Source organism: Planococcus alkaliphilus (assembly GCF_057031095.1).
Genome location: NZ_CM168060.1, coordinates 2,529,684 through 2,551,982 on the forward strand (window position 1 = coordinate 2,529,684; position 22,299 = coordinate 2,551,982).

The 22,299-nt window shown below is 44.2% G+C and carries 17 protein-coding genes; 4 read left to right on the top strand and 13 right to left on the bottom strand.

The genetic code is table 11. The features are described from left to right. Positions 1–133: 133 nt before the first annotated feature. The 3 genes from AC2EXB_RS13545 to AC2EXB_RS13555 all read right to left on the bottom strand — a co-directional run bounded on the left by AC2EXB_RS13545 (position 134) and on the right by AC2EXB_RS13555 (position 3,175). A complete protein-coding gene (locus AC2EXB_RS13545) occupies positions 134–427 on the bottom strand; it encodes a hypothetical protein (RefSeq protein WP_483601967.1) in 294 nt (97 codons plus the stop codon). A gap of 540 nt (positions 428–967) precedes the next feature. After that, positions 968–2,212, bottom strand: a complete 1,245-nt coding sequence (fabF, locus tag AC2EXB_RS13550; protein WP_483601968.1) for a beta-ketoacyl-ACP synthase II — start codon at positions 2,210–2,212, stop codon at positions 968–970. Positions 2,213–2,239: 27 nt separating this feature from the next. Continuing rightward, complete coding sequence (locus AC2EXB_RS13555; protein ID WP_483601969.1) at positions 2,240–3,175, bottom strand: beta-ketoacyl-ACP synthase III; 936 nt, start codon at positions 3,173–3,175, stop codon at positions 2,240–2,242. A gap of 188 nt (positions 3,176–3,363) precedes the next feature. Between AC2EXB_RS13555 and AC2EXB_RS13560 the strand changes: the two genes are divergently transcribed. Continuing rightward, positions 3,364–3,549, top strand: a complete 186-nt coding sequence (locus AC2EXB_RS13560; RefSeq protein WP_235196767.1) for a YjzD family protein — start codon at positions 3,364–3,366, stop codon at positions 3,547–3,549. 41 nt (positions 3,550–3,590) lie between these two features. Here AC2EXB_RS13560 and AC2EXB_RS13565 read toward each other — a convergent pair whose 3' ends face one another. The 3 genes from AC2EXB_RS13565 to AC2EXB_RS13575 all read right to left on the bottom strand — a co-directional run bounded on the left by AC2EXB_RS13565 (position 3,591) and on the right by AC2EXB_RS13575 (position 6,993). Then, on the bottom strand, positions 3,591–5,720 hold the full coding sequence (locus tag AC2EXB_RS13565; RefSeq protein ID WP_483601970.1) for an ATP-dependent Clp protease ATP-binding subunit: 2,130 nt from the start codon (positions 5,718–5,720) through the stop codon (positions 3,591–3,593). Positions 5,721–5,850: 130 nt separating this feature from the next. Further along, positions 5,851–6,159 carry a metal-sulfur cluster assembly factor gene (locus AC2EXB_RS13570; protein ID WP_235196769.1) on the bottom strand — a complete coding sequence of 103 codons (309 nt, stop codon included), beginning with the start codon at positions 6,157–6,159 and terminating at the stop codon, positions 5,851–5,853. A 66-nt stretch (positions 6,160–6,225) separates the two neighbouring features. Continuing rightward, a complete protein-coding gene (locus tag AC2EXB_RS13575; protein WP_483601971.1) occupies positions 6,226–6,993 on the bottom strand; it encodes a prolyl oligopeptidase family serine peptidase in 768 nt (255 codons plus the stop codon). 181 nt (positions 6,994–7,174) lie between these two features. Here AC2EXB_RS13575 and AC2EXB_RS13580 point away from each other — a divergent pair, with 181 nt between their 5' ends. Genes AC2EXB_RS13580 through AC2EXB_RS13590 form a run of 3 tightly spaced genes read left to right on the top strand, consistent with a single transcriptional unit; the run spans position 7,175 to position 10,198 of the window. Continuing rightward, on the top strand, positions 7,175–7,984 hold the full coding sequence (locus tag AC2EXB_RS13580; RefSeq protein WP_483601972.1) for a Cof-type HAD-IIB family hydrolase: 810 nt from the start codon (positions 7,175–7,177) through the stop codon (positions 7,982–7,984). A gap of 13 nt (positions 7,985–7,997) precedes the next feature. Next, positions 7,998–8,852 (top strand): DegV family protein, encoded by an 855-nt coding sequence (locus AC2EXB_RS13585; protein WP_483601973.1) that lies wholly within the window; start codon positions 7,998–8,000, stop codon positions 8,850–8,852. A gap of 11 nt (positions 8,853–8,863) precedes the next feature. Beyond that, positions 8,864–10,198, top strand: a complete 1,335-nt coding sequence (locus AC2EXB_RS13590) for a CoA-disulfide reductase (protein ID WP_483601974.1) — start codon at positions 8,864–8,866, stop codon at positions 10,196–10,198. A gap of 46 nt (positions 10,199–10,244) precedes the next feature. Here AC2EXB_RS13590 and AC2EXB_RS13595 read toward each other — a convergent pair whose 3' ends face one another. The 7 genes from AC2EXB_RS13595 to AC2EXB_RS13625 form a co-directional block, all read right to left on the bottom strand. Then, positions 10,245–11,693 carry an alpha-amylase family glycosyl hydrolase gene (locus tag AC2EXB_RS13595; protein WP_483601975.1) on the bottom strand — a complete coding sequence of 483 codons (1,449 nt, stop codon included), beginning with the start codon at positions 11,691–11,693 and terminating at the stop codon, positions 10,245–10,247. Between the two features lie 234 nt (positions 11,694–11,927). Then, complete coding sequence (locus tag AC2EXB_RS13600) at positions 11,928–12,299, bottom strand: YisL family protein (protein ID WP_483601976.1); 372 nt, start codon at positions 12,297–12,299, stop codon at positions 11,928–11,930. Between the two features lie 69 nt (positions 12,300–12,368). Next, on the bottom strand, positions 12,369–13,268 hold the full coding sequence (locus AC2EXB_RS13605; RefSeq protein ID WP_235196777.1) for a fumarylacetoacetate hydrolase family protein: 900 nt from the start codon (positions 13,266–13,268) through the stop codon (positions 12,369–12,371). 43 nt (positions 13,269–13,311) lie between these two features. Further along, on the bottom strand, positions 13,312–14,490 hold the full coding sequence (locus tag AC2EXB_RS13610) for a DUF418 domain-containing protein (protein WP_483601977.1): 1,179 nt from the start codon (positions 14,488–14,490) through the stop codon (positions 13,312–13,314). A 10-nt stretch (positions 14,491–14,500) separates the two neighbouring features. After that, on the bottom strand, positions 14,501–18,106 hold the full coding sequence (gene addA / locus AC2EXB_RS13615) for a helicase-exonuclease AddAB subunit AddA (RefSeq protein WP_483601978.1): 3,606 nt from the start codon (positions 18,104–18,106) through the stop codon (positions 14,501–14,503). Beyond that, positions 18,084–21,560: a helicase-exonuclease AddAB subunit AddB gene (addB, locus tag AC2EXB_RS13620; RefSeq protein WP_483601979.1), complete on the bottom strand. Its 3,477-nt coding sequence runs from the start codon at positions 21,558–21,560 to the stop codon at positions 18,084–18,086. The genes addA and addB overlap by 23 nt, the downstream gene beginning before the upstream one ends. Positions 21,561–21,630: 70 nt before the next feature. Continuing rightward, a complete protein-coding gene (locus tag AC2EXB_RS13625; protein ID WP_235196779.1) occupies positions 21,631–22,263 on the bottom strand; it encodes a TVP38/TMEM64 family protein in 633 nt (210 codons plus the stop codon). Positions 22,264–22,299: the final 36 nt, after the last annotated feature.

Consider the following 22,299-nt stretch of genomic DNA (forward strand, 5'->3'; position numbering starts at 1 on the left):
CTTCCGCTTTTCTTATTGTCTAGACTCCAGCGGCCAGCCCCTCGGGATCATAAGTCCTTTCACTACGGAAATCAGGATTTCCTGCGTGAAGCGCCTTATGCCTTTCGGGGCTAACGGGCCGCTTCCGCTTTTCTTATTTCCCAGAGATGTACGCCCATATATAGCTATAGTATCCTCCAAACGGATGCGAGATGATGTCGTTGACATACAGTTTCTGCAAGGACATCCGGCCGCGCTGATAGATCGGTGTGATTGCCGCATCTTCTTCTATCAGAATCTGTTCAGCTTGCGCCATTGCTTCCCAGCGTCCTTCGAGGTCTTGAGCCAGCTCCCCTTTGGATGCATTGACCAACTCATCAAACTCAGGATTTGAATAGGACATTTTGTTTTGAGGGGAATCGGTTACGAACAAGTCGATGAATGTCATCGGATCTTGTTCTGCATCAGGTTCTCCTGATCCTCCGCTCGTACCGTCTTCATTATTTTGGCTGCCTCATTACTTCCTCCCTTGCCGCCACAAGCTGCTAAAAACCCACTTACCACCAGCATAGAAATGAGAAAGATCGGTCTTTTCTAGATGAACATAGGAATGCCTCCTTATTTTTCCGAAAAGATTGATTATTTTCATTACAATTCTTTATTTGGATATTGTATTTTATTTTGATAATTAATATTTTTTCGATTAAAATCAATTTAATTTAATTGAATAAATATACTTCCTGCTTATGTTATCAATATTTTTATGGCACTGGATGAGTATGGAAGCTTTCTTTGAACAGCACCATTTTCGATCAGACACCTGAATTATAAAATTGTATGTATTATATAGTAGAACCCACTTGTTTTTTTGTGCTTACTTACATATCTTGTCTTGACCAGAACTCCTTCCTTCACTTTTAATAGAGAGCAATCAGTTTCATATATAAAAAACCGCCAGTTGGAGGACTGGCGGTTCATTTAAAAGAAATCATTGTTCAGTTATTTTTTTAAAGACCAACGATGCGTTATGACCGCCAAATCCAAGTGAGTTGCTCATTGCGTATGCAAAATCTGCTTTACGAGCTTCATTCGGCACGTAATCCAAATCACATTCCTCATCCGGCGTCTCGTAATTCATTGTTGGCGGCATGATTCCCTCTTTCAGAGCTAAGGCCGTGAAAATCGCTTCGATTCCGCCTGCCGCTCCTAATAAGTGGCCAGTCATAGATTTAGTAGAACTCATTCCTAATTTATAGGCATGCTCTCCGAAAACCGTTTTAACTGCCATCGTTTCGTATAAATCATTGTATTGTGTGCTTGTACCATGTGCATTGATATAGCCGATTTCGGTTTTATCGATGCCGCCGTCTTCCAATGCTTGAGCCATTGCTCTTGCAGCACCTTCGCCACCTGGAGCCGGAGCCGTAATATGGTGGGCATCTCCAGTTGAACCGTAGCCTACCAGTTCCGCATAAATTTTCGCACCGCGTGCTTTTGCATGTTCATATTCTTCCAGAATCACAATTCCTGCACCTTCTGCAATAACGAATCCATCACGGTTTTTATCAAATGGGCGTGATGCTGTTGCCGTATCCGGATTTGTCGTAAGTGCTGTGTTTGCTGTAAAACCGGCAACCGATAAACGGGTGATCGGCGCTTCCGCTCCACCTGAAATCATAACGTCTGCATCTCCACGCTGGATAACTTTAAATGCGTCGCCGATTGAGTTTGTTCCGGATGCACAAGCAGTCACCGAACAAGAGTTGATCGCTTTCGCACCAAAGTGGATAGAAACTTGGCCAGATGCCATATCCGGAATGATCATCGGTACAAAAAACGGACTGATCCGGCGTACGCCGCGGTCATTTAAAACATCCATCTGATTTTCAATCGTTTCCATGCCACCGATCCCAGAACCGATCCAAACGCCTGTGCGAAGTGCAGTCTTTTCATCAAGCTCAAGTCCTGCATCTTTCATTGCCATGATAGAAGAAGCTAACGCATAATGTGTAAAGCGATCCATTTTACGGGCTTCTTTGCGCTCAATGTAATCTTCAATAGAAAAGTCTTTAACTTCTGCAGCTACTTTAGCTGGATATTTATCTGCATCTAAACGAGTAAGCGGCCCTACGCCCGATTTACCAGACTTTACCGCTTCCCATGTGGTTTCGATATCATTTCCTAAAGGAGTCACTGCTCCAATACCTGTAATTACTACTCGACGATTAGCCATTCTCATTTCTTCCTTTCGCATATCCCTTTATTTGCCCCATCTCATTGCTATTGCGCCCCAAGTCAATCCGCCGCCAAACCCGACCATGACGACGACGTCATCCTCTTTGATCCGGCCTTCTTCCACATCTTCTACTAGAGAAATCGGAATCGAGGCTGCAGATGTATTGCCATATTTATGGATTGTTTTCGACATTTTCTCGATTGGCAAATCCAACCGAGCCCGCGAAGCTTCCATAATACGGATATTCGCTTGGTGAGGAATCAGAAAATCGACTTCCTCTTTCGTTAATCCTGCTTTTTCAATGACATTGATCGCAGATTCACCCATTTGGCGAACAGCGAACTTAAACACTTCTCTTCCGTTCATCACCAAATGCTTTCCTTCTTGGTAAAGGTTCGAACCGCCGCTGCCGTCCGCTCCAAGTTCAAAGGAGAGGATGCCGCGCCCTTCGGATACTTTGCCGACAACTGCCGCTCCGGCTCCATCACCGAACAATACCGCTGTATTACGGTCTTCCCAGTTAGTAATTTTCGATAATTTTTCCACGCCTACGACGAGGACATATTTATAAACATCAGAATCGATAAATTGTTTAGCCGTGACGACGCCATACATGAAACCTGCACAGGCAGCAGACACATCCATCGCTGCAGCATGAACTGCGCCGATTTCCTGTTGGATAACGCAAGCCATCGATGGAAAAGGCTGATCCGGTGTGACTGTCGCAACCAAAATCAATCCGATGTCAGCTGGATCGATGTCAGCGTCTTTAATCGCTTTTTTCGCTGCCTCTAATGCCATATCCGACGTGTCCTGTTCATCTCTTGCAATTCGGCGTTCTTCAATCCCGGTCATTGTCCGGATCCACTCATCAGAAGTATCCATCCGTTTTTCCAAATCGAAGTTCGTTAATTTATCTTCTGGCAAACATCTGCCTATGCCGATGATTCCTGCATTCATTATGGGTCCCTCATTTCAATTTAACATCAATTATTAGTACCTGGTAATAATGATACGTCATGTCCTTCATTTTTTCAACTAACTGACATACTTCCGACAAAATATCTTTGATTCTTCGAAACTTTCTTTCTGTATGGGGAACGGTATGATATGATTAAGCTAGATATTTTATGTAGAGGTGAAATTAGATGCAGTATATTGGAACATTCTTTTGGTCGTTCTTATTAATTTCTTTATTGAACTATGTAGTAAGCGCTGTTCAAAACGTACATTTCGATTTCATGTTGGGCGTTTACATTTCTCTAATCGTCTCTGTCTTGATTTTTGCAATTTCTGCAATCATCCCAGACGAGCCAGCAGCAGAAAAGCATTAATTAAAAAATCGCCATCCGGAACACTCCGGATGGCGATTTTTTTAATTAATTTTGATCTTCAATTTTCCATCTTCCATCGCCAAATGCAGTGTTGCATTTGCATCGATTTCCCCTTTGATCAATTCCCGGGCAATCTTGGTTTCGATTTCCCGTTGGATAAAGCGTTTCAGCGGACGTGCTCCGAATACCGGGTCGGTTCCCGCTTCAATAATATAGTCAATGACGGAGTCATCGACCGCCAAATCCAATTGCTGGCCTTTCATCCGCTGGCCAAGTTCTCCCAACATCTTTTTCGCAATTCCATAGAAATGCGAGTTGTCCAGTGCATGGAAAATGACAATATCGTCAATGCGGTTCAACAATTCCGGTTTGAAATGCTTCCGCAATTCAACCATGACAATGTCTTCAAGCTCATGTTCATTATCGGTTCCACCGATATAAGCTGAGCCGATATTTGAGGTCATGATTACGACGGTATTCGAGAAATTGATCAACCGGCCCTGGCTATCTGTAATGCGTCCATCATCCAGAATTTGCAGCAAAATATTGGCTACGTCCGGATGCGCTTTTTCTATTTCATCCAATAGCACAACAGAATATGGGTTTCTGCGCACCGCTTCTGTCAGTTGGCCGCCCTCTTCATAGCCGATATAGCCTGGAGGAGCCCCGACTAAGCGTGAAACGCTATGTTTCTCCATATACTCAGACATGTCGATGCGGATAAAATGGTCTTCCGAATCGAAAAGGTTTGCCGCTAAAGCTTTTGCAAGTTCTGTTTTCCCAACCCCAGTCGGACCTAGGAAAATGAAAGAACCAATCGGCTTTTGTTCGTCTTTAATGCCGGCACGAGCGCGCCAAACCGCTTCTGTCACAAGCTCAACAGCCCGATCTTGCCCAATGACCCGTTCTTTTAACGTTTCATCCAGCCTTAATAGTTTTTCGCGTTCACCTTCGACTAATTTAGTAACCGGAATACCCGTCCATCTAGCGACAATTCCGGCAATTTCATCTTCGGTCACTTCTTCACGCAATAGACGTTCTGCACCGCCCTCGTGCAATTCTTTTTCAAGAACAGCCAATTCCTTTTCAAGCTCTGGAATTTTGCCATGGCGGAGAACAGCAGCTGCATTTAAATCGTATTTGTTTTCTGCCTCTTCCAGTTGCCGCCGATACTGATCCAGTTTTTCACGCTTTTCCTGAATTTTTTTCAACGATTCTTTTTCAGCGTTCCATTGGTTCTTCATATCTGCTGTAGAAGATTTCAAGTCCGCTATTTCTTTTCTTAAAGTGGCCAATCGGTTTTGGCTCGCTGTATCTTTTTCTTTCATTAGAGCTTGTTCTTCAATTTCCAATTGCATTAAACGGCGAGTGACTTCATCCAGTTCCTGCGGCATCGAATCAATTTCTGTCCGAATCATCGCACACGCCTCGTCGATCAAATCGATCGCTTTATCCGGCAAGAAACGTTCGGTAATATAGCGGTCAGACATTGCTGCGGCTGCAACAATCGCCCGGTCATGTATCCGGACTGCATGGTGCAGTTCAAACCGCTCTTTCAATCCTCTTAATATCGATACGGTATCTTCTACAGAAGGTTCACGTACAAGGACTTGTTGGAAACGCCGCTCCAAAGCTGGGTCTTTTTCAATGTTCATCCGGTACTCATCAAGTGTCGTTGCCCCGATACAATACAGTTCTCCTCTTGCTAACATTGGTTTAAGCATATTCCCTGCATCCATTGCGCCTTCTGTTTTCCCTGCTCCGACAATGGTATGGATTTCATCGATGAATAAAATAATCTGTCCATCGCTGTCTTTTACCTGCTTAAGCACACTTTTCAGGCGCTCTTCAAACTCGCCCCGGTATTTGGCACCGGCAATGAGCGAACTCATGTCCAGTTCGTAAATGATACGGTCTTTTAACCCTTCAGGTACGTCATTTCGGACAATCCGCTGCGCCAATCCTTCGACAATCGCCGTTTTCCCGACGCCCGGCTCCCCGATTAGGACTGGATTATTTTTCGTTTTGCGGGATAAGATCCGGATCACATTGCGAATCTCCTGATCTCGTCCGATGACCGGATCCACTTTTCCATTCTTCGCTTGTTCCACCATATTTCGACCATATAGTTCCAATGGGGATTTTTGTTCTTCATTAGTAAATTGAACCATAAAATCACTCCTTATTAAGTTTGACCTTCTTTGACTAATTTAATTATAGTTAATTCCCTCTTATTTGGCAAATAATAACCACAAAAAAACACCATAAAATCAAATGATTTTACAGTGTTTGATGTTCTCATTATCTAACGCCAAGCGCCATTTTCGCATAGCGAGACATATGGTCTTTGCTCCATGCTGGCTGCCAAACGATTTTCACGTCTACTTCTTCTATTTCTGGAAGTTCGTATAGCGCACGTTTAACCATATCTACGATTTGCGGTCCCATTGGGCATCCCATCGATGTCAAAGTCATCGTTACAACAGCAAACCCATCTTCTGAAAGGTCAAGGTCGTAAACAAGCCCTAAGTTGACGATATCGACTCCAAGTTCTGGGTCCACTACTTGTTCCAAGGCACCCATCATGCTATCTCTCATGTCTTGATCCATCATAATCCCTCCCTATTCTGCTCTTCTCATCTTAACAAATTTTCCTGGAAAAAGAAATTTAACCGCTTATTTAGCCACGTGCTCAGCTAACCAAGCCATAGCTGCAAGCATTCCAGGACGGCTCACCGCATGGCCGGATTCTTTTTCCCGCATAAAATGAATCCGGTCCGGCACTTCGGCGTAATCTTCTTTTAACGCATGATAGAAATTGAAAGTCGGTTCAAAAGGAACCGTTGTATCCTGTTCACCGTGCCAGAAAAATAGGGGTCTCTGTTTGAAGACAGCCCGGTTTTTCGTTCCGTCGAAACGGGCAAGTGTATCCAGCATTTTCTTCCGTTCGTCATCCGTAATCGGCAATTTAAATCCTTTCGATTCAAATTGGGCCATTTGGGCTTTTGCCAATTGGACGTAATTGGCAGCCCCCATCATGACCGAAGCCGCTTTGACCCATGGATAAACAGTCAAAGCACCTAAAGTTGTGATGCCGCCCATCGAAGTTCCGCCGATGCCAATCTCGCCTTCAGCTAATTTCTTTTGGTGGATAACTGTATGTATTGTAGCTAATTCTTCTATTGAAGTAAGAACAATTTCCCAAAAACGCAAGCTCATTTGGATTTCATCCAAACCTTCGTCCCGGTCGCCATGCAAATGGGCATCCGGCAAGATGACACGCATTCCCTTATTTGCCAATTGATAGGCGTAATGCAGATTATGCTCTTTTGCACTCATATGGCCGTGAAAGAAAACAACCGTCGGCAATGCATCTGCAAACCGGTTTTCAGCTGCAACGTTCAGGAGCGGGATGCCTTCCCAAATTTCATGTACTACTTTCACTTAACCCACATCCTTTTTTCTTTTTCTATCCAATCCTACCAATGTTCTTCTTCTCCAGCAAACAATCTGCCAAAGCCTTAAAGAAATTTTTCGAAATGAAGCATTCCGATGGAAGTTTTTTTGACGAACCGCTTCATTTATCGCTAAACTGTACATAGAGAGAGAAAGGAGACGGTTATTAATGAAGCAACATTTAATAGTCTTAGATTTAGATGGCACCCTATTGACCGATCAGAAAGTCATTTCCGATAAAACAAAATCTACTTTAACTAAGGCTCAGGAGCAGGGCCATCAAGTAATGATCGCGACTGGCCGCCCTTTTCGTTCAAGTGAAGTGTATTATAAAGAGCTTGGATTGAGCACGCCAATCGTCAATTTCAATGGTGCTTTTGTTCACCATCCAGCCGATTCTTCTTGGGGCACTCACCATACCCCAATTTCTTTGGACGTGGTACATGAAGTGGTCGAATCGATGCACCAGTTCGATTTTTATAATATCGTCGCAGAAGTATTAGACGATGTGTATGTACATCACCATGATGAAAAACTGATGAATATCTTCAGTTTCGGAGATCCGTCTATCACGACCGGCGACTTAAGAAATTTCTTAAAAGCAGATCCTACTTCGATGCTGATCCATGCACCGGTTGAAAAAGTGCAATTGATCCATGACCACTTATCTTCAGTGCATGCCGAAGTAATCGACCACCGCAGATGGGGAGCCCCGTGGCATGTGATTGAAATTGTCAAAAGCGGTTTAAGCAAAGCGGTCGGACTGGACCGGGTTTCCAAATCGCTTGGCATTCCGCGCGAAAATATCATTGCGTTCGGAGACGAAGACAATGATCTTGAAATGATCGATTTTGCCGGCGTCGGTGTTGCGATGGGCAATGCAATCGACCCGTTGAAAAATATTGCCAACGAAATCACCTTAACGAATAATGAAGATGGAATAGCTGAATTGCTGATTGACCGATTAAATTTAAAATAAAAGGAGGATTTATATGCGATTATTCGCTGACAGTGCATCAGATTTACCTAAATCTTTTTTCCAAGATGAAAATGTGATTTTATTTCCATTGCGGGTCCATATCGGAGATGAAGAGTTTGAAGATATTCTGACCGTCCACTCGAAGAAAGTGTTTGATGCCATACGGGCAGACATCCATCCGAAAACGTCCCAAGTATCCCCGGACGAAATGCTGAACGCTTTTGAACAATTGGCCAAAGACGGAGAAGAAGGATTCTACATCGCTTTTTCTTCTGAATTGTCCGGGACGCATAATACTGCTGTTATGGTAGCAGAACAGGTCCGTGAAGATTACCCAGAGTTGAAATTAACGATTTTGGATTCAAAAGCGGCTTCCTCCGGTTACGGGCTTCTTGTAAAAGAAGCGGTTAAGATGCGGACAGCAGGTGAACCCCTTGAAGCCATCATCGAGAAGGTTCGCCACTTGGCCAAACATCTTGAAAGCCTGTTTACGGTAGAAGACTTGGATTACATGGCAAAAGGCGGAAGAATTTCAAAAGGCAGCGCGTTTGTCGGGGGCTTATTGAACATTAAACCGTTGCTGCACGTGGAAGACGGCAAACTGGTGCCAATTGAAAAATTGCGTGGACGCAAAAAAGTACTCAAACGAATGGTGGAGCTAATCGAAGAGCGCGGCAACGGGTTGAGTGAACAGACCATTGCGATTTGCCACGGCGATGATTTAGAATTTGCATTGTTATTAAAGAACGAACTTGAAGAACGCTTTCATCCAAAAGCGATTGAAATTGATATGATTGGCTCTGTAATTGGCGCCCATACCGGCCCTGGCACTCTCGGTGTCTTCTTCTTTAACGAATGGAAAGCTTAATGATGGCAGCCATGAAGAAAATTGTGATTGTCGGAGCCGTCGGCGGTGGAGCTACGGTTGCCGGCCAAATCCGTTTTTACGATCAGGATGCTAAAATCACGGTATTCGACCGCGATTCAACGATGTCTTATGCCGCTTGCGGAACTCCTTATGTAATCGGCGGCATTATTGAGGAGACTCAATCCTTGCTGATGGCTGACCCGCAGCAGTTTAAAGAAAAACGAAATATCGACGTGCATTTAGAGCATGAAGTGATGGAAATTAACCGGACGGAAAAATTCGTTTTGGTGAAAAACCTTAAAACCGGAGAAACTTTTCAAGAGGCTTACGATTTTCTCGTCCTCTCCCCCGGCGGTTCCGCTATTGTCCCTGCCATAGATGGCCTTGGCTCTACGGATCATTTTGTTCTTAGAAGCTTCGGCGATATGGAAGGGATCATTTCTTATATTGAACAAGCGCAGCCTTCAAGTTGTGTAGTTTCAGGAGCCGGGTTTATCGGGATTGAAATGGCGGAGAATTTAAAGAACCTTGGACTGAAAGTCCAAATGATACATAAATCCTCACATGTGATGTCGATATTGGATCCTGAATTCTCTGACCGAGTGTTAACAGAGTTGAAAAACAACGGCGTGGTTGTATATACAGACAGTGTAATCACCAAAACAGATAAGAAGGAACTTCATTTATCCACAGGACATAAACTGCAGGCTGATTTTATTATCATGAGCGTCGGGATAAAACCGAATACAGAACTGGCTGAAAAAGCCGGCCTCCCGATTGGAGAAACTGGCGGAATCATCACAAATGAATTCATGCAGACTGCTGACTCATCCATCTATGCGCTGGGAGATGCTTCAGAAAACACCGATTTCGTGACTGGCGGCGCAAAACGGGTACCGCTTGCATCACCCGCACACCGTCAAGCCTTCATAGCTGCCAAACATCTAACAGGAAATCCCATTTCAAAGACCGGCTTGCTTGGCACATCGGTTGTTAAAGTCTTCACGCTAGACGTTGCGATGACCGGCTTAAATGAACGTTCCCTATTCGAAAAAGGTGTACTTTATGAAACTGTGCTCCATAAAGGCAATTCAAACGCCGGCTATTATCCGGACCATAGCGAAATCACCTTGAAAGTTCATTACAGTCCAGAAACAAGAAAGATATTAGGCGCCCAGTGCATCGGCAGCAAAGGCGTCGATAAACGGATTGATGTCCTAGCAACAGCGATGTTCGCAGGTCTTACGATTGAAGATCTGCAAGCACTCGAACTATGCTATGCCCCGCCCTACTCGTCGCCGAAAGACCCGATTAATATGGTAGGCTACAAAGCCATAAGAAAATAAAAAGGAACCAACGCCTCAATCGGCGTTGGTTTCTTTTTCATGTCCTTTATTTAGTTGCGTTTCTGTCCGCTTTCCGTTGTTTGCCTTTTCTCCAGACAACCCATAAGAATGCCATGAACACGAGATAAAGCACAGCTAAAGCTGCAATATACGCTTTATTGAATCCAGTTTCGTCAATTACATGGAACGTTTCCCCGATTTCACGGTCTAGCGTGATCCGGTAATCTCCGTTAGCTTCCTGGCGGATAATATCGCTTTCGAATAATCCCCGAAGTTCTTTATCACTGCCGATTACATCTGCAGGGAGATTGATAGCTTTTGTTTCCGCAGAGTTATTGATCGCTACAATCCATGTTTCTTCATCGTTAGACCGTTTGTAGACGAGCCAATTCGGTTCTTCTAAAATGATTTCCGTATCCCCTGTGCGAAGTGCTTCTGAAGAATTACGCAGTGAGTTCAAATCGGAAATATGCTCGATCAATTCTTCATCTACTGACAAATCCAAAATCTGATGCGATTCTTGAGGCGTTACGCCATTCATGGCTGTTTCCGATCCGTATTGGACGACCGGAATTCCCGGCATAGTTAATAATTGAGAAAAGATAACCCGCATCCGAGTCGGCGGAAAACCTCTTTCAGCCACTACATCCGATACAAAACGCGAACCCAGCAACGAATCAATCTGGATGAGCTGGCCATCACTCGATTCAACCAATTCCCCTAACCCTGTGCTGTCTGCTCCAAAGTTTTTATAGCTAGTGCGCAATGTTTCTTCAGCTCCTGGCAGCACCATGGCATCGAATCCTGGAGTTTCTTCCATTTCTACGTCATTAATCAAATATACATCACGGATTTCCTTCATCGCTTCTGAAAACTTCTCAATAAACTGAGGGTCCAATTGATCTGCATCAGATAAACGCAATCCATCCACTTGATATGTATCGATAAATTCGCTCATAGCGGCGATCAATTCATTTTGCACTTCCGGATTTGATGTATCCAAAGCCAGTGTTCCGTCTTCATTTTCAGAAAACCACTGAGGATTTTCAGCTGCCCAAATATGGTTGCTGCTGACTTGCTGAGTCGGCACATCCACCATCAATTTCAAATCGAATTCATGCGTCTTTTCAACGACTTCCTTCAACTCTTCTTCCGTTCCAAAATGCCGCTCCAATTGCCAGTAATCCAGTACTTTTTTGCCATCATAAGTATCTGTTGCAAAAACTGAGCCGATTGATAAAAGCGTAAAGCCCATGTCTTTCACATGCTGCAGCTGTTCGATTACGCCGCCAAAATCACCGCCATTGAAGGCTGCTGGATTTTGCGCATCCACTTCAAAATCGTTTTCGATTTGCTTATTGAAAAAGCGGTCAATCAACACGTCATATATAATTTCATCTTCAATCGTCTGTTCTTCTTCTGCAAAAGCTGCGGGTTGGATCAATCCAAATGCCAATACCCCGCTCAAGATGCCTGTTAACCATTTTGCTTTCAATCTAAATCCTCCCTTAATGAGGCTACTCTATTCCTGTCCACCCGATTAATTTTATCAAACCCTCGGCCTTGCCGCTATGGATAAATCGCGAAAACGCTGAGACGCCTTCCCACTTTCGTCTAAACTGTGAATGGAAATCTATTCACTTCTTGATTTTACCCATAGAAAAACTGCACTTCCATTGCTATATACAAACAATGGAAGTGCAGTTCAAATTTGCATTCATTAAACTAATTAAAGGAAATCGATTCCAATTGGAAGTTTAAATCCGAAGAACATGGTTACGAAAAGGAAGACCGCAAACAAAACCCAGAATAATGTGACCGGTTTTTGTTTTTTCGAACGAACCAATACCATTTCCATCATGCCGATCGTCAATAAACCGAACAAAAATTTCAAACCGTATTGCATTGCATCGAAAGAAGAATGTGCAATGAACAAAGCCAATCCTGAAATGACGATCAGGATGTAGAACAAGCGCAAGATCATGTGGACAATTTTGCGGCCCTTGCTGTCGCGGTTCATGAATGCAGCTACTAGAAACAGAACGATTCCAATAACCCATGTCGTAATGTGTAGATGGGTAGTGTCAGTTAAAAAGTCCAAAAGCTCACCTCATTTAATAGTGTCCTTAACAGTTTAGCATAGTTAAGGTACTAAAAGACATGCCTTCTGTTATGACAAATGTGTGACGAGCGTACCAATCGACTCGATTGAGACTTTAATGGTATCTCCTGCTTTAAGAAACTTTGGAGGATTGTATCCTTTACCTACACCCGAAGGCGTACCTGTTAAAATCACATCTCCTGCTTCAAGCGGCACGTATTTGGAAATCTCGGAAACGAGATCATCCACACGGCGGATCATATCCCCTGTATTGCCATTTTGGCGAACTTCATCGTTCACTTTTGTGACAATCGACAAATTCTGCGATTGCGGAATTTCATCTTTTGTGACAAGGTAAGGACCCATTGGGCAAGACCCTTCCAAGCTTTTGCCTAAGAAGAATTGTTGATGCTTTTCCTGCAAGTCACGTGCAGTCAAATCATTTGCTATCGTATAGCCGAAGACATAGTCGTATGCCATTTGCTTCGGAATGGATTTTCCTGATTTGCCGATGACAACCGCTAATTCACCTTCGTAATCGTAAGCATCCGTCAAATCCGAATGGACAGAAACGGTCTGCTCATCCGCAACAATGGTATGCGGCGCTTTTGTAAAGACCACTAAATCGACTGGGCCATCGCCGCCCATTTCTTTAATATGCTCTGCATAATTTTTCCCGACGCAAATGACATTTTTCGGTGTTTTTGATATTGGAGCTAACCATTCGATATCCGAAAAAGAGAGTTTAAATTGATCTGGGTTTTCAGATGCTTTAGCTGCTTCGCTTAATTTGCGCATTTGTTCTACGAATTCCATCCCTTGGGGAATTCCTTCAATCAGTGTAGCAGGAAACGAAGGCAAAACTTCCAGTTCCTGTTGAATCGCTAACACATCCCACACAGCTTCCTCTTTTTTCACTTTTGGTCCAAAACGTTCTTCTTCTTGATATCGAAAAGATAACAGCTTCATTCGTCAAACACTCCTTTTCTTTGATTCCATTCATTATACACATTCATTCTTTTGAATTGTTGCTTTTTTCGAAATTTCTTCCATAGCTTGCTTTACGCCATAAAAATTCAATGGGGCCTTGCTTAAACTTGGAAAACCAGACTTCTGCAAAAATAAGTTGAATGGCAAAAATTCCGAGCGCAATCCATGTCCCGGTCAATAAATCCACTTGGCCATACAAGCCTAAACCGTATGAGTAGAAAATCAACGTGGCAATGACCGACTGCATTAAATAAGTCGTCATCGACATCCGCCCCACCTTGGCTAACGGATTGAGCAGTTTTCTAGCACTTGCATTTTGCGCAAGTAATACAATCATGGAAGCGTATCCGACAGCTACGATCGGTCCGCCAAACGAGTCCTGTAAATAACTATAGGCATAATTATTTTCAATGAAATATGGCGTGGCTTTCAACAACAAGCCGACCACGAGCGTGCTGATTCCAAGAGTCCACCAAAACTTCGTTAAACTTTTAGCCCGTTCGATCAATCGCCATTTGGCTGCCGCTGCACCCACCATAAAGAATGGCAGAATGCGGACAATCAATTCCAGATAAAAAGCAGGATTATTGCTGTACAGCCAATCATCAAATCGTTGGCTGAAAATTTCTGCGAAAGTTCCGGTCGGATAGGCGGCCAAAGAATTTTGGACTTCCTGCATGCCTGTATAGAAGTTCGGATCGATCGCAACAGCTGCAAACATAAGGCCTAAAAAGAAAAATTGGGGAATTGCATAAATCACAGCTCCTAGGCCAAATAACCATGATGCAGGAATCCGCATCATGCCTATCAATAAAAACCCAGTAATGGCGTAAGTGATTAAAATATCACCATACCAGATTAAAAATGCGTGAATGATGCCGATCATCAGCAAAATCGCCAGTCGTTTTGCCGCAAAAGGCGCGAATGGCTGGCGCCGCTCCTCGGCTTTCATAAACTGCATAGTTAAACCATACCCGAAAAGGATAGAAAATAACGGATAAAAACTAGCTTGGACGAAGATATCCAAAAAAACGAAAACTTCATCATCCCAAGCCCCATCGAACCAGCTGTAAGGATCGATATATGAAAATGGCGAATGGAACGCCAGCATATTAATCAGCAGGATCCCCAAAAGAGAAAACCCACGCATTAAATCCAGCGCTGCAATTCGTTCAGTTGATGCAACAGGTTGTACTTTCACCTAAATCCTCCTAAATTTTCACTTCTTCGCCTGATGAAAACAAGTACAGCAGGCGTTCTTTGATTGGAATCTTCAATATCGCTTCAACTGCTTCTTGATAGACAGATAATTGAATCTCATAACGTGCCGACATTTCTTTCGGTACAACTGAAATTTGGCTTACCCGATCTGTTTTGTAATCGAGCAAAACCCATCCATCCTCTTCTTCAAACAAGCAATCGATAATCCCTTGGACAATTTGGGAATCGCCTTCTTCGTCTTTTTTGGCATATGTGAAAGGAACTTCTCTTTTGATATTCAAAGCGTTCGAAAGGCGTTCGGCGATCTCACTTTCATAAAATGCTTCAACATCTTTGACCCTGATCGCTTTTGCCTCGTCAGGAGATAAAATTTCTCTGCCTACCAAAGTGTCAATAAACGATTTGATTTCAGCAGACCCCATCTTCTCTTCAAATGAGATATGCTGCATAACCGCATGTACTGCTGTTCCAATATCTGCAGCGGATAGCCGTTTATCTTGCATGAAATCCGGCCGGTGCATAATTGTTTTTTGAGCAGGGGCATTTGACTGGATGAACGATTCCGGTTCATCGGATCGTTGAAGCATCTGCAGCCGCTTCATTTCGGAAACCGATTGTTTTGAACGTTTTTCCACAGCATGCATATAAGGATAACGATAATCAAAACGGGATTTGATCTCTTCCGTATAGTCTTTCTCATCAGCGGTGATCTGCAGGAGTTCGTCCAAATCCAATATGGCAGGCACGAGCGTTTGTGACTCGATTATGTTTAGCTGAAAACGCGAATGATGGGGCAGCATACTTCCTGAACTGCCCATCTCTTCTGTGATATCCGGGTGCCGGGAAAGTGCCGGTCCGATCCAATCGAGATAACCCTTTGCCCGGGAACGCATAAAGTCAGGCAATTTTAAATCAGAAGATGATACTTTCCATTTTTCGATCGTCTTCCCGATATCTTTAACAGAAGCGGTTAAGTAAAGGCGTTCTTTTGCCCGCGTCATGGCTACATACAATACGCGCATTTCTTCCGCTTTCATCTGAAGCTGCTTCATTTCCTTTACAGCCAGAAACGGCAGCGACGTATATTCAATGCGCGTATCCGGGTTTACGGCTTTAACCGCCAACCCATAGTCCTGGTCAAATAAATAGGATTTATGGAAATCCATTTCATTAAATTGGCGGCCGGTCCCTGCAAAAAACACTACGGGAAACTCCAGCCCTTTCGACTTGTGGACGGTCATAAGGCGTACGACGTTCTCTTTTTCACTTAATGACTTTGCAGTTCCAAGATCGTCGCCTCTTTCCCGCATCCGGTCGATAAAACGCAGGAAGCGGAATAAGCCACGGAACGATGTTTTTTCATATTCAAGCGCCCGGTCATGCAGCGCCCGCAAATTCGCTTGCCGCTGCTTGCCGTTCGTCATGGCGCCGACCATTTCATAATAGTTTGTATCGAGATACACTTGCCAAATCAATTCGGCGAGCGACCCGCGCCGGGCCAGATTGCGCCAATCTTCCAATTGGTACATGAACCTTCTTAATTTTTCTGCAGTTGCTGGATGAATGCCGGATCCTCCGCGGATAAAAATTTTCAACGCTTCATAGAAAGATGCTTGCGGAGCCGCTAGACGGATGGCAGCGAGTTCATTTTCCTTAAGGCCGATAAACGGCGAACGCAGAACTGAAACGACAGGTACATCTTGATACGGATTATCGATGACCCTCAGCGTATTCAGCATGATCATCACTTCCAACGCGTCAAAATAGCCGCCGGACAGTTCCGCATATAAAGGGATGCCTGCCATCTTGAATTCGTCCACAAAATCTCCAGACCAAGTCATCGAACGCATGAGCACTACAATATCACTGTATTCCAATGTCCGCTGCGTCTTTTTCCACGGATCGTAAACCTGAGTTTCCTTTTCCATCAACTCCCGGATTTTGCCCGCAATATAACGGGCTTCCCATTGTGATTTCAACAGCTCGTCTTCCGGCTCTTCTTCCGTTTCCGGCTCGTGGATCAGCGTCAGTTCTACAGGGACTTCCTGTTCGGGATAAGGTGCCTGATGTTTTAGCGCAGCTGCTTCGTCATAATTGATTTCGCCCACGCGTTCACCCATGATTTGAGAAAAGATGTAGTTTGTACCATCAAGCACTTCCTTGCGGCTGCGGAAATTGGCATTCAAATCGATTCGCATGCCATTCTCGCCGCCTTCTTTCGCAAAACGGTTGTACTTGCCAAGAAACAGCATCGGTTCAGCCAGCCGGAAACGGTAGATGGACTGTTTTACATCTCCTACCATGAACAAGTTGCCATCTTTTTCACTTCCTGATTTGACCAATGAAAGAATGGTTTCCTGCAGCATATTGGTATCTTGATATTCATCCACCAAAACTTCTGCAAACCGCTTGCGGTAATCTTCTGCAATAGCAGAAGGTTTGCCGTCTTCCAGAAGGATTTGAAGCGCATAATGCTCCAAATCGGAAAAATCAACGATGGCACGTTCGATTTTCAACGCCTTATACTGCGCTGCGAATTGTTTCGTCAAATCGACTAAAGTCCACATCAAAGGCGCCATTTCCCGCATTTCATCGAGCAAACGGCTCGGCGTGCGCGTGAAATAGGAATCAAAAACGCCATTGACGATTTTCTTTACGTCATTCCGGCGCTTTTTCGCTTCCTCAGCAAGGACTGGGTCGCAGCTATCTTTGCGAATAGAAGCAGCTTTTCCCCAAATGAATTTCTTGCTGAAATGGTAGAGGCTCTCCCATGATTCCTCCAACGCGAAAATCGCTTGACTGACAAGCTCCCCGTCCATATCAAATGTCTCTGCAAGTAAATGAGGGCCATCCGGTTCAAGCGTCAGCTGCTTTCCTTCGTGGATCAACTGTAGCGCCTCTTCTAAAGCATGATGGATAGTCATTTTCAAATCATCGATAAATGGCAGATCATCAATAGTGGATCCACTTGGCACATCGTATAATTCAGGGACTTTATCAAGCCATTGCTCCGGTGACGGATGCACACGCGAGTAATCGTACAATTTGCTGAGCAGCACTTCCATCGCCTGGTCGCTTCTGTCAGAAGTGAAGCTGTCAGCCAACCGGTAAACCGCATCTTCCTGGTCGCCTTCATAAGCCCGTTCAAGCACCGCTTCCAATACATCATCGCGCAGCAAAGCCGCTTCGGTCTCATTGGCAATACGGAATCCGGGATCGATTTCCAATAGGTACGCATATTGCTTCACCACTTGAAGGCAAAATGAATGCAATGTGGAGATCTGTGCTTTATTGATCAACCGCAATTGTTTCCGCAAATGCTTCGATTCCGGATTTTCAGCAACCGCTTTTTCCAAAGCTGCCGACATCCGGTGGCGCATTTCTGCAGCTGACGCGTTTGTAAAAGTCACGACCAGCAATTCATCAACGGAGACCGGATTTTCTTCTGATAAGACCCGCTCAATCATCCGATTGATCAAGACAGCTGTTTTACCGGATCCAGCCGCTGCTGAAACCAGCATATCCTGCCCTTTTGCCCAGATGGCCTGCCATTGTTCATCTGTCCAAGTCGCATCACTCGGTTTGATCGGTATCATCTGCAATCGTCTCCTTTCGAATCAATTCAACAGCCTTATCAGGTGATAAAGCCGGTAATTTTCGGAAATTCTGTTCCGGATCGGTCGGATCGAATTGGCAAATCGACCGATAGGAACAAAATTGGCAAGGGGTATCTTCTTTTACTTTATAAGGGGTAATTTGTGTATCTCCATCAAGGATTCCATTACCCGCTGCCTGGTGCTTATTGCGGACAAACTTCCGGATTAAATTCATGTCCTCTTTCAAAACAGTTTTTGATTGGGATTTTGAAATGACGCCTTTCGTATTCATGCGCACCGGAATAATATTGGAGAACCCATCTATTTCATTGTCCATCGCATGGATCACTTCCGGATCCTCCACTACCAACCCGTTCATTTTAAAGGACCGCGCCAATTCTTCTTCCAACTCTTCCTTAGTCATCAATTTCGTCAACTTCAACATCGGGTTGTGCATATGGAAATAAAGCACGCCCGCCGGTTCAGCTTCCGCTCCGAGCCAGCGCTCTGAATGGGTCAAAGCTACATCTAAGTAAGTGAACGTTTGAAGCGACAATCCGTGGTAAACGTCCCCTAAATCCAATCCTTGCTTAGAAGATTTGTAATCGACAACGCGGATATAAGGTTTACCGTTAATATCTGTTGAGTCAATCCGGTCAATGCGTCCACGGACATTCATTTTCCGTCCGCGTTTCAAGTCGATAGCGAGTGGAGGAATTTGCTCTTTCGGGCCAAAGCCGACTTCAAGCGCTACCGGTGAAAAGCCTGTGACTTTTGCATGGCGGCTCAACATAAATGCCGTTTGGCGGATAATCCCTTCCAATTTGTGCTGAATGTAGCGATATCTATGGGAACTGATTAATATATGATTGACAAAATAAGGTGAAAGTTGATCTAGTGCATTTTTAGCCATTTCCCGGCATTGTTTTTCTGTCAGTGAAGACCACGAGACATTCAAGCGGTTTACTTCATCTGAAATCCATTTGATCGCTGCATGGAAAAGATCACCCATTGCCGGCGCCGCTAATTTATACTGGCTGCGTTCTTCTAAACGGAGGCCATACGTAACATAATGCGCAAAGGCACAGCCATAATAAGTCTCCACTCTTGAAACACTCGATGCAATTGGTGTGCCATATAGAGGTTCAGCGATATCTTCCCTTAATTGTTCCGCAATATTCGGCTTCAAAGGTTCCAAAATCCGTTCAATGACCGATGCCCATAGAGGATCCTGTTGATAATAATGGAGGACGGCCCGCCATTCAGGCGATATTTCGCCGTTCCGCAGTTGGGAAGTCAAATAAGACAACGTCGCCCGTGGGTGAGAAATATAAGAGAGATGGGATACTTCTTTCAATTCTTCCGGATCGATGACGGCCGGAGTCAATTCGATAGAAAGCTTATCGCGGAGCTTCTGAATATAAAGTGAAGGCAAGAGCGCCTTCCCTTCTTCGTCGGCAATTGGATAGGATACCGTCAAATAATCGGAAGAAGATGTGAATGTCCGATAAGCCATATACGTTTCATCCATTAGCCGCATTTTCGAAGTCGGAGCCAGTTCAAAGCCGATTTGGGCAAACCATTCTCTCTCCGTATCGGTAAGCAGCCCTTCTTGTTCGACGCGCTGAGGCAAGATGCCGTCATTGGCGCCGATTACAAAGACCGATTTAATATCCATTAAACGGGCCAAGTCCATTTTGGCCACGGTCACTTGATCCAATGAAGGAGGAATCCGCGAGAATTCCAATGTTTCGAATCCTTCATCCAAAATTTTCAATGCAACACCTAATTCGACTTCTTTATCGCCGAACATTAAGACAAACTGGTCTAAAACAGTGGTCCACTGAGTCCATGCCTGTTCATGTTCAGTCGCCGACAGCAAGCGGTGTTCCGTCTCTTCTCTGTTTTTCAAGGCTTGCAGTTTTTCATAAACATGCATTTGCTCGATAAAGACATATAGCGTTTCAGCAATGTCTCTGCCGGTACGGCACTGTTCCAGATCATCTTTCAACTGAAGCAACGGTTCCCTTATCAAATCCCGGACTGCATGCAGCTCCATTTGAGCAGCTAATTCCTCATCCGTTTGAATGCCTCTATGGAATTCAAGCCCTCGATATTTTTTATAGAACCAGCGCTTCTCTTCAAACCAGCGCTCTCCATAAATGCCATTGGCAATGACGAAGTTTTCAAGAATGTCGCTTCGTTCCCGCCACTTAGAGACACTGCCTTCCGGAAAGAACAAATCGGTCTTTACTGCTCTGAATACCGGTTCATAGGAGAAATTCGAAAGTACTGCTTCTAGAATCGAACGATTGAATTCGATGAGCGGGTGATGCAGCATGGACTTTTTCCGGCTGATAAAATAAGGGATCTCATATTGCGGGAAGACCGTATTGATCAATTCATCATAGACTTCCGGCTGCCGGTATAATAAGGCAATGTCCTGGTAGCGCAGCCCGTTCCGAACCTGATCACGAATTTTACGTGCGACGGCATGCATTTCTGCGCGCCGATTCGAAGCCTCGATCAATTCGACGTTCCCTTCAGAAACGGTTGTCCGCAAAGGAAAATCATCAAAATGTTTTTCCAAATGCGCCAATTCACGGTTATTATAGCGCCGCTGTTCTATCATATAAACGGGCATATCGATATCAACCGCTTCGGCTTTTGCCAATTCCTTCAACCGGCGTGCAGTATTCGCCGACTGAAAAAAAAGATCCTGTTCATCTTCCGGATTCGAATGCTCATCCATCGGAAGTGCGATGGTCATATTTTTAGCGTATTTCATGAGTTCAGTCAGTATTTCATATTCTCGTGCTGTGAAATTAACAAAACCATCGATATAGATGGTAGAAGTTTTAATCATTTCCGAATGCTTAATTCGTTCTGAAAGCATAGCTAAATGCCCTTCAGAGTCCACAAAAACCGTACCTAGCCGGCTTTCAATTTCCGAAAGGATCAATTCTAAATCAGAAGCTTTATCAAGCAAGGTGCGCGGAGCCCCCGCTTCAGCCAAAGTATTGCGGATTCCAGTCAATTCACCGCAATCTACGCAGTATCTTGAGAATTCTTTCACTAGCTGTTCAATTTGGTCGGTAAAGCCTCTTTTTCCGGCTGCTCTCCGGAATAATTGAAACTCTTCTTTATGTTCTTCCAATAAACTGCGGATCAGCATGCGATAGCCGAATGTATCCACTTCTCTTCTGCTGATGCCGCCTACTTCCTGGAGCACTCGCCAAGCTAGGCGTTTAAAAGTCACGGCTTGTGCACGGATCATGCCTTGCATGCCATATGCTGATGAAAGCCTATACTCGGTAGAAAATGACATTTGATCCGGTACAATGAAGAAAATCGGATCGCCGTCAGCTTGCCGTTTTAATTCATCGGCTATTTCTTCTTGGATGAATCGTGTTTTTCCGGAACCCGCTCTTCCGTAAACAATTCGTAATGCCATTATTTAACCTCCAATAAGAACGTTTGTTCTAATTATATAAGAACTTGGCCATATTTACCATTCCCAACTGCTATTCCACTTTGCTGCTTTCACGGTCTTTCTTGGCTTGCCGGAAGTCTGCTTCCACTCGCTTGTTCAATCTTTTCTCAAGCACCTTTCCGATAACGTAGAGTAAAATAATCACTACTATAACGACAGCTGTCCGTATCGGTTGAGTGAATAATGCACGGATATCATAGCCTACATAAGAAATCATAAAGACCATCACAAATTTCCCGGCCATCAGCGTCAACAAATAATAATGGCGGCTGATATTAGAAAGTCCTGCCACTAAATTTACTAATGCAGATGGTGTGAAAGGAAAACAAAGTAATAAAAAAAGCGGGCCGAAGCCATTTCGTTCAACCCAATGAATCAGCCGCTGGACACGCTCATGTTTTGTCATGAAATTCATAAAGCGTGCACGGCCATATTTCCGGATAATCAGAAACACCACATAAGATCCTGCTACTGCCCCTCCCCAAGAAATTAAAAATCCAATCCATAAACCGTAAGCTGTCGCATTCGCGAACACAAAAACAAACAAAGGAAGAAACGGGAGAAATGCTTCAAAGAAAGGCAGCAAAAATCCGATCAACGGACCAAAAGCCCGATAAGATTGGGTCAATTCAATAATATTTTCCATCGTAAAAAAATCAGCCATGAACTCAATCCTTTTAATTGCTTAATTTTCAAAAAT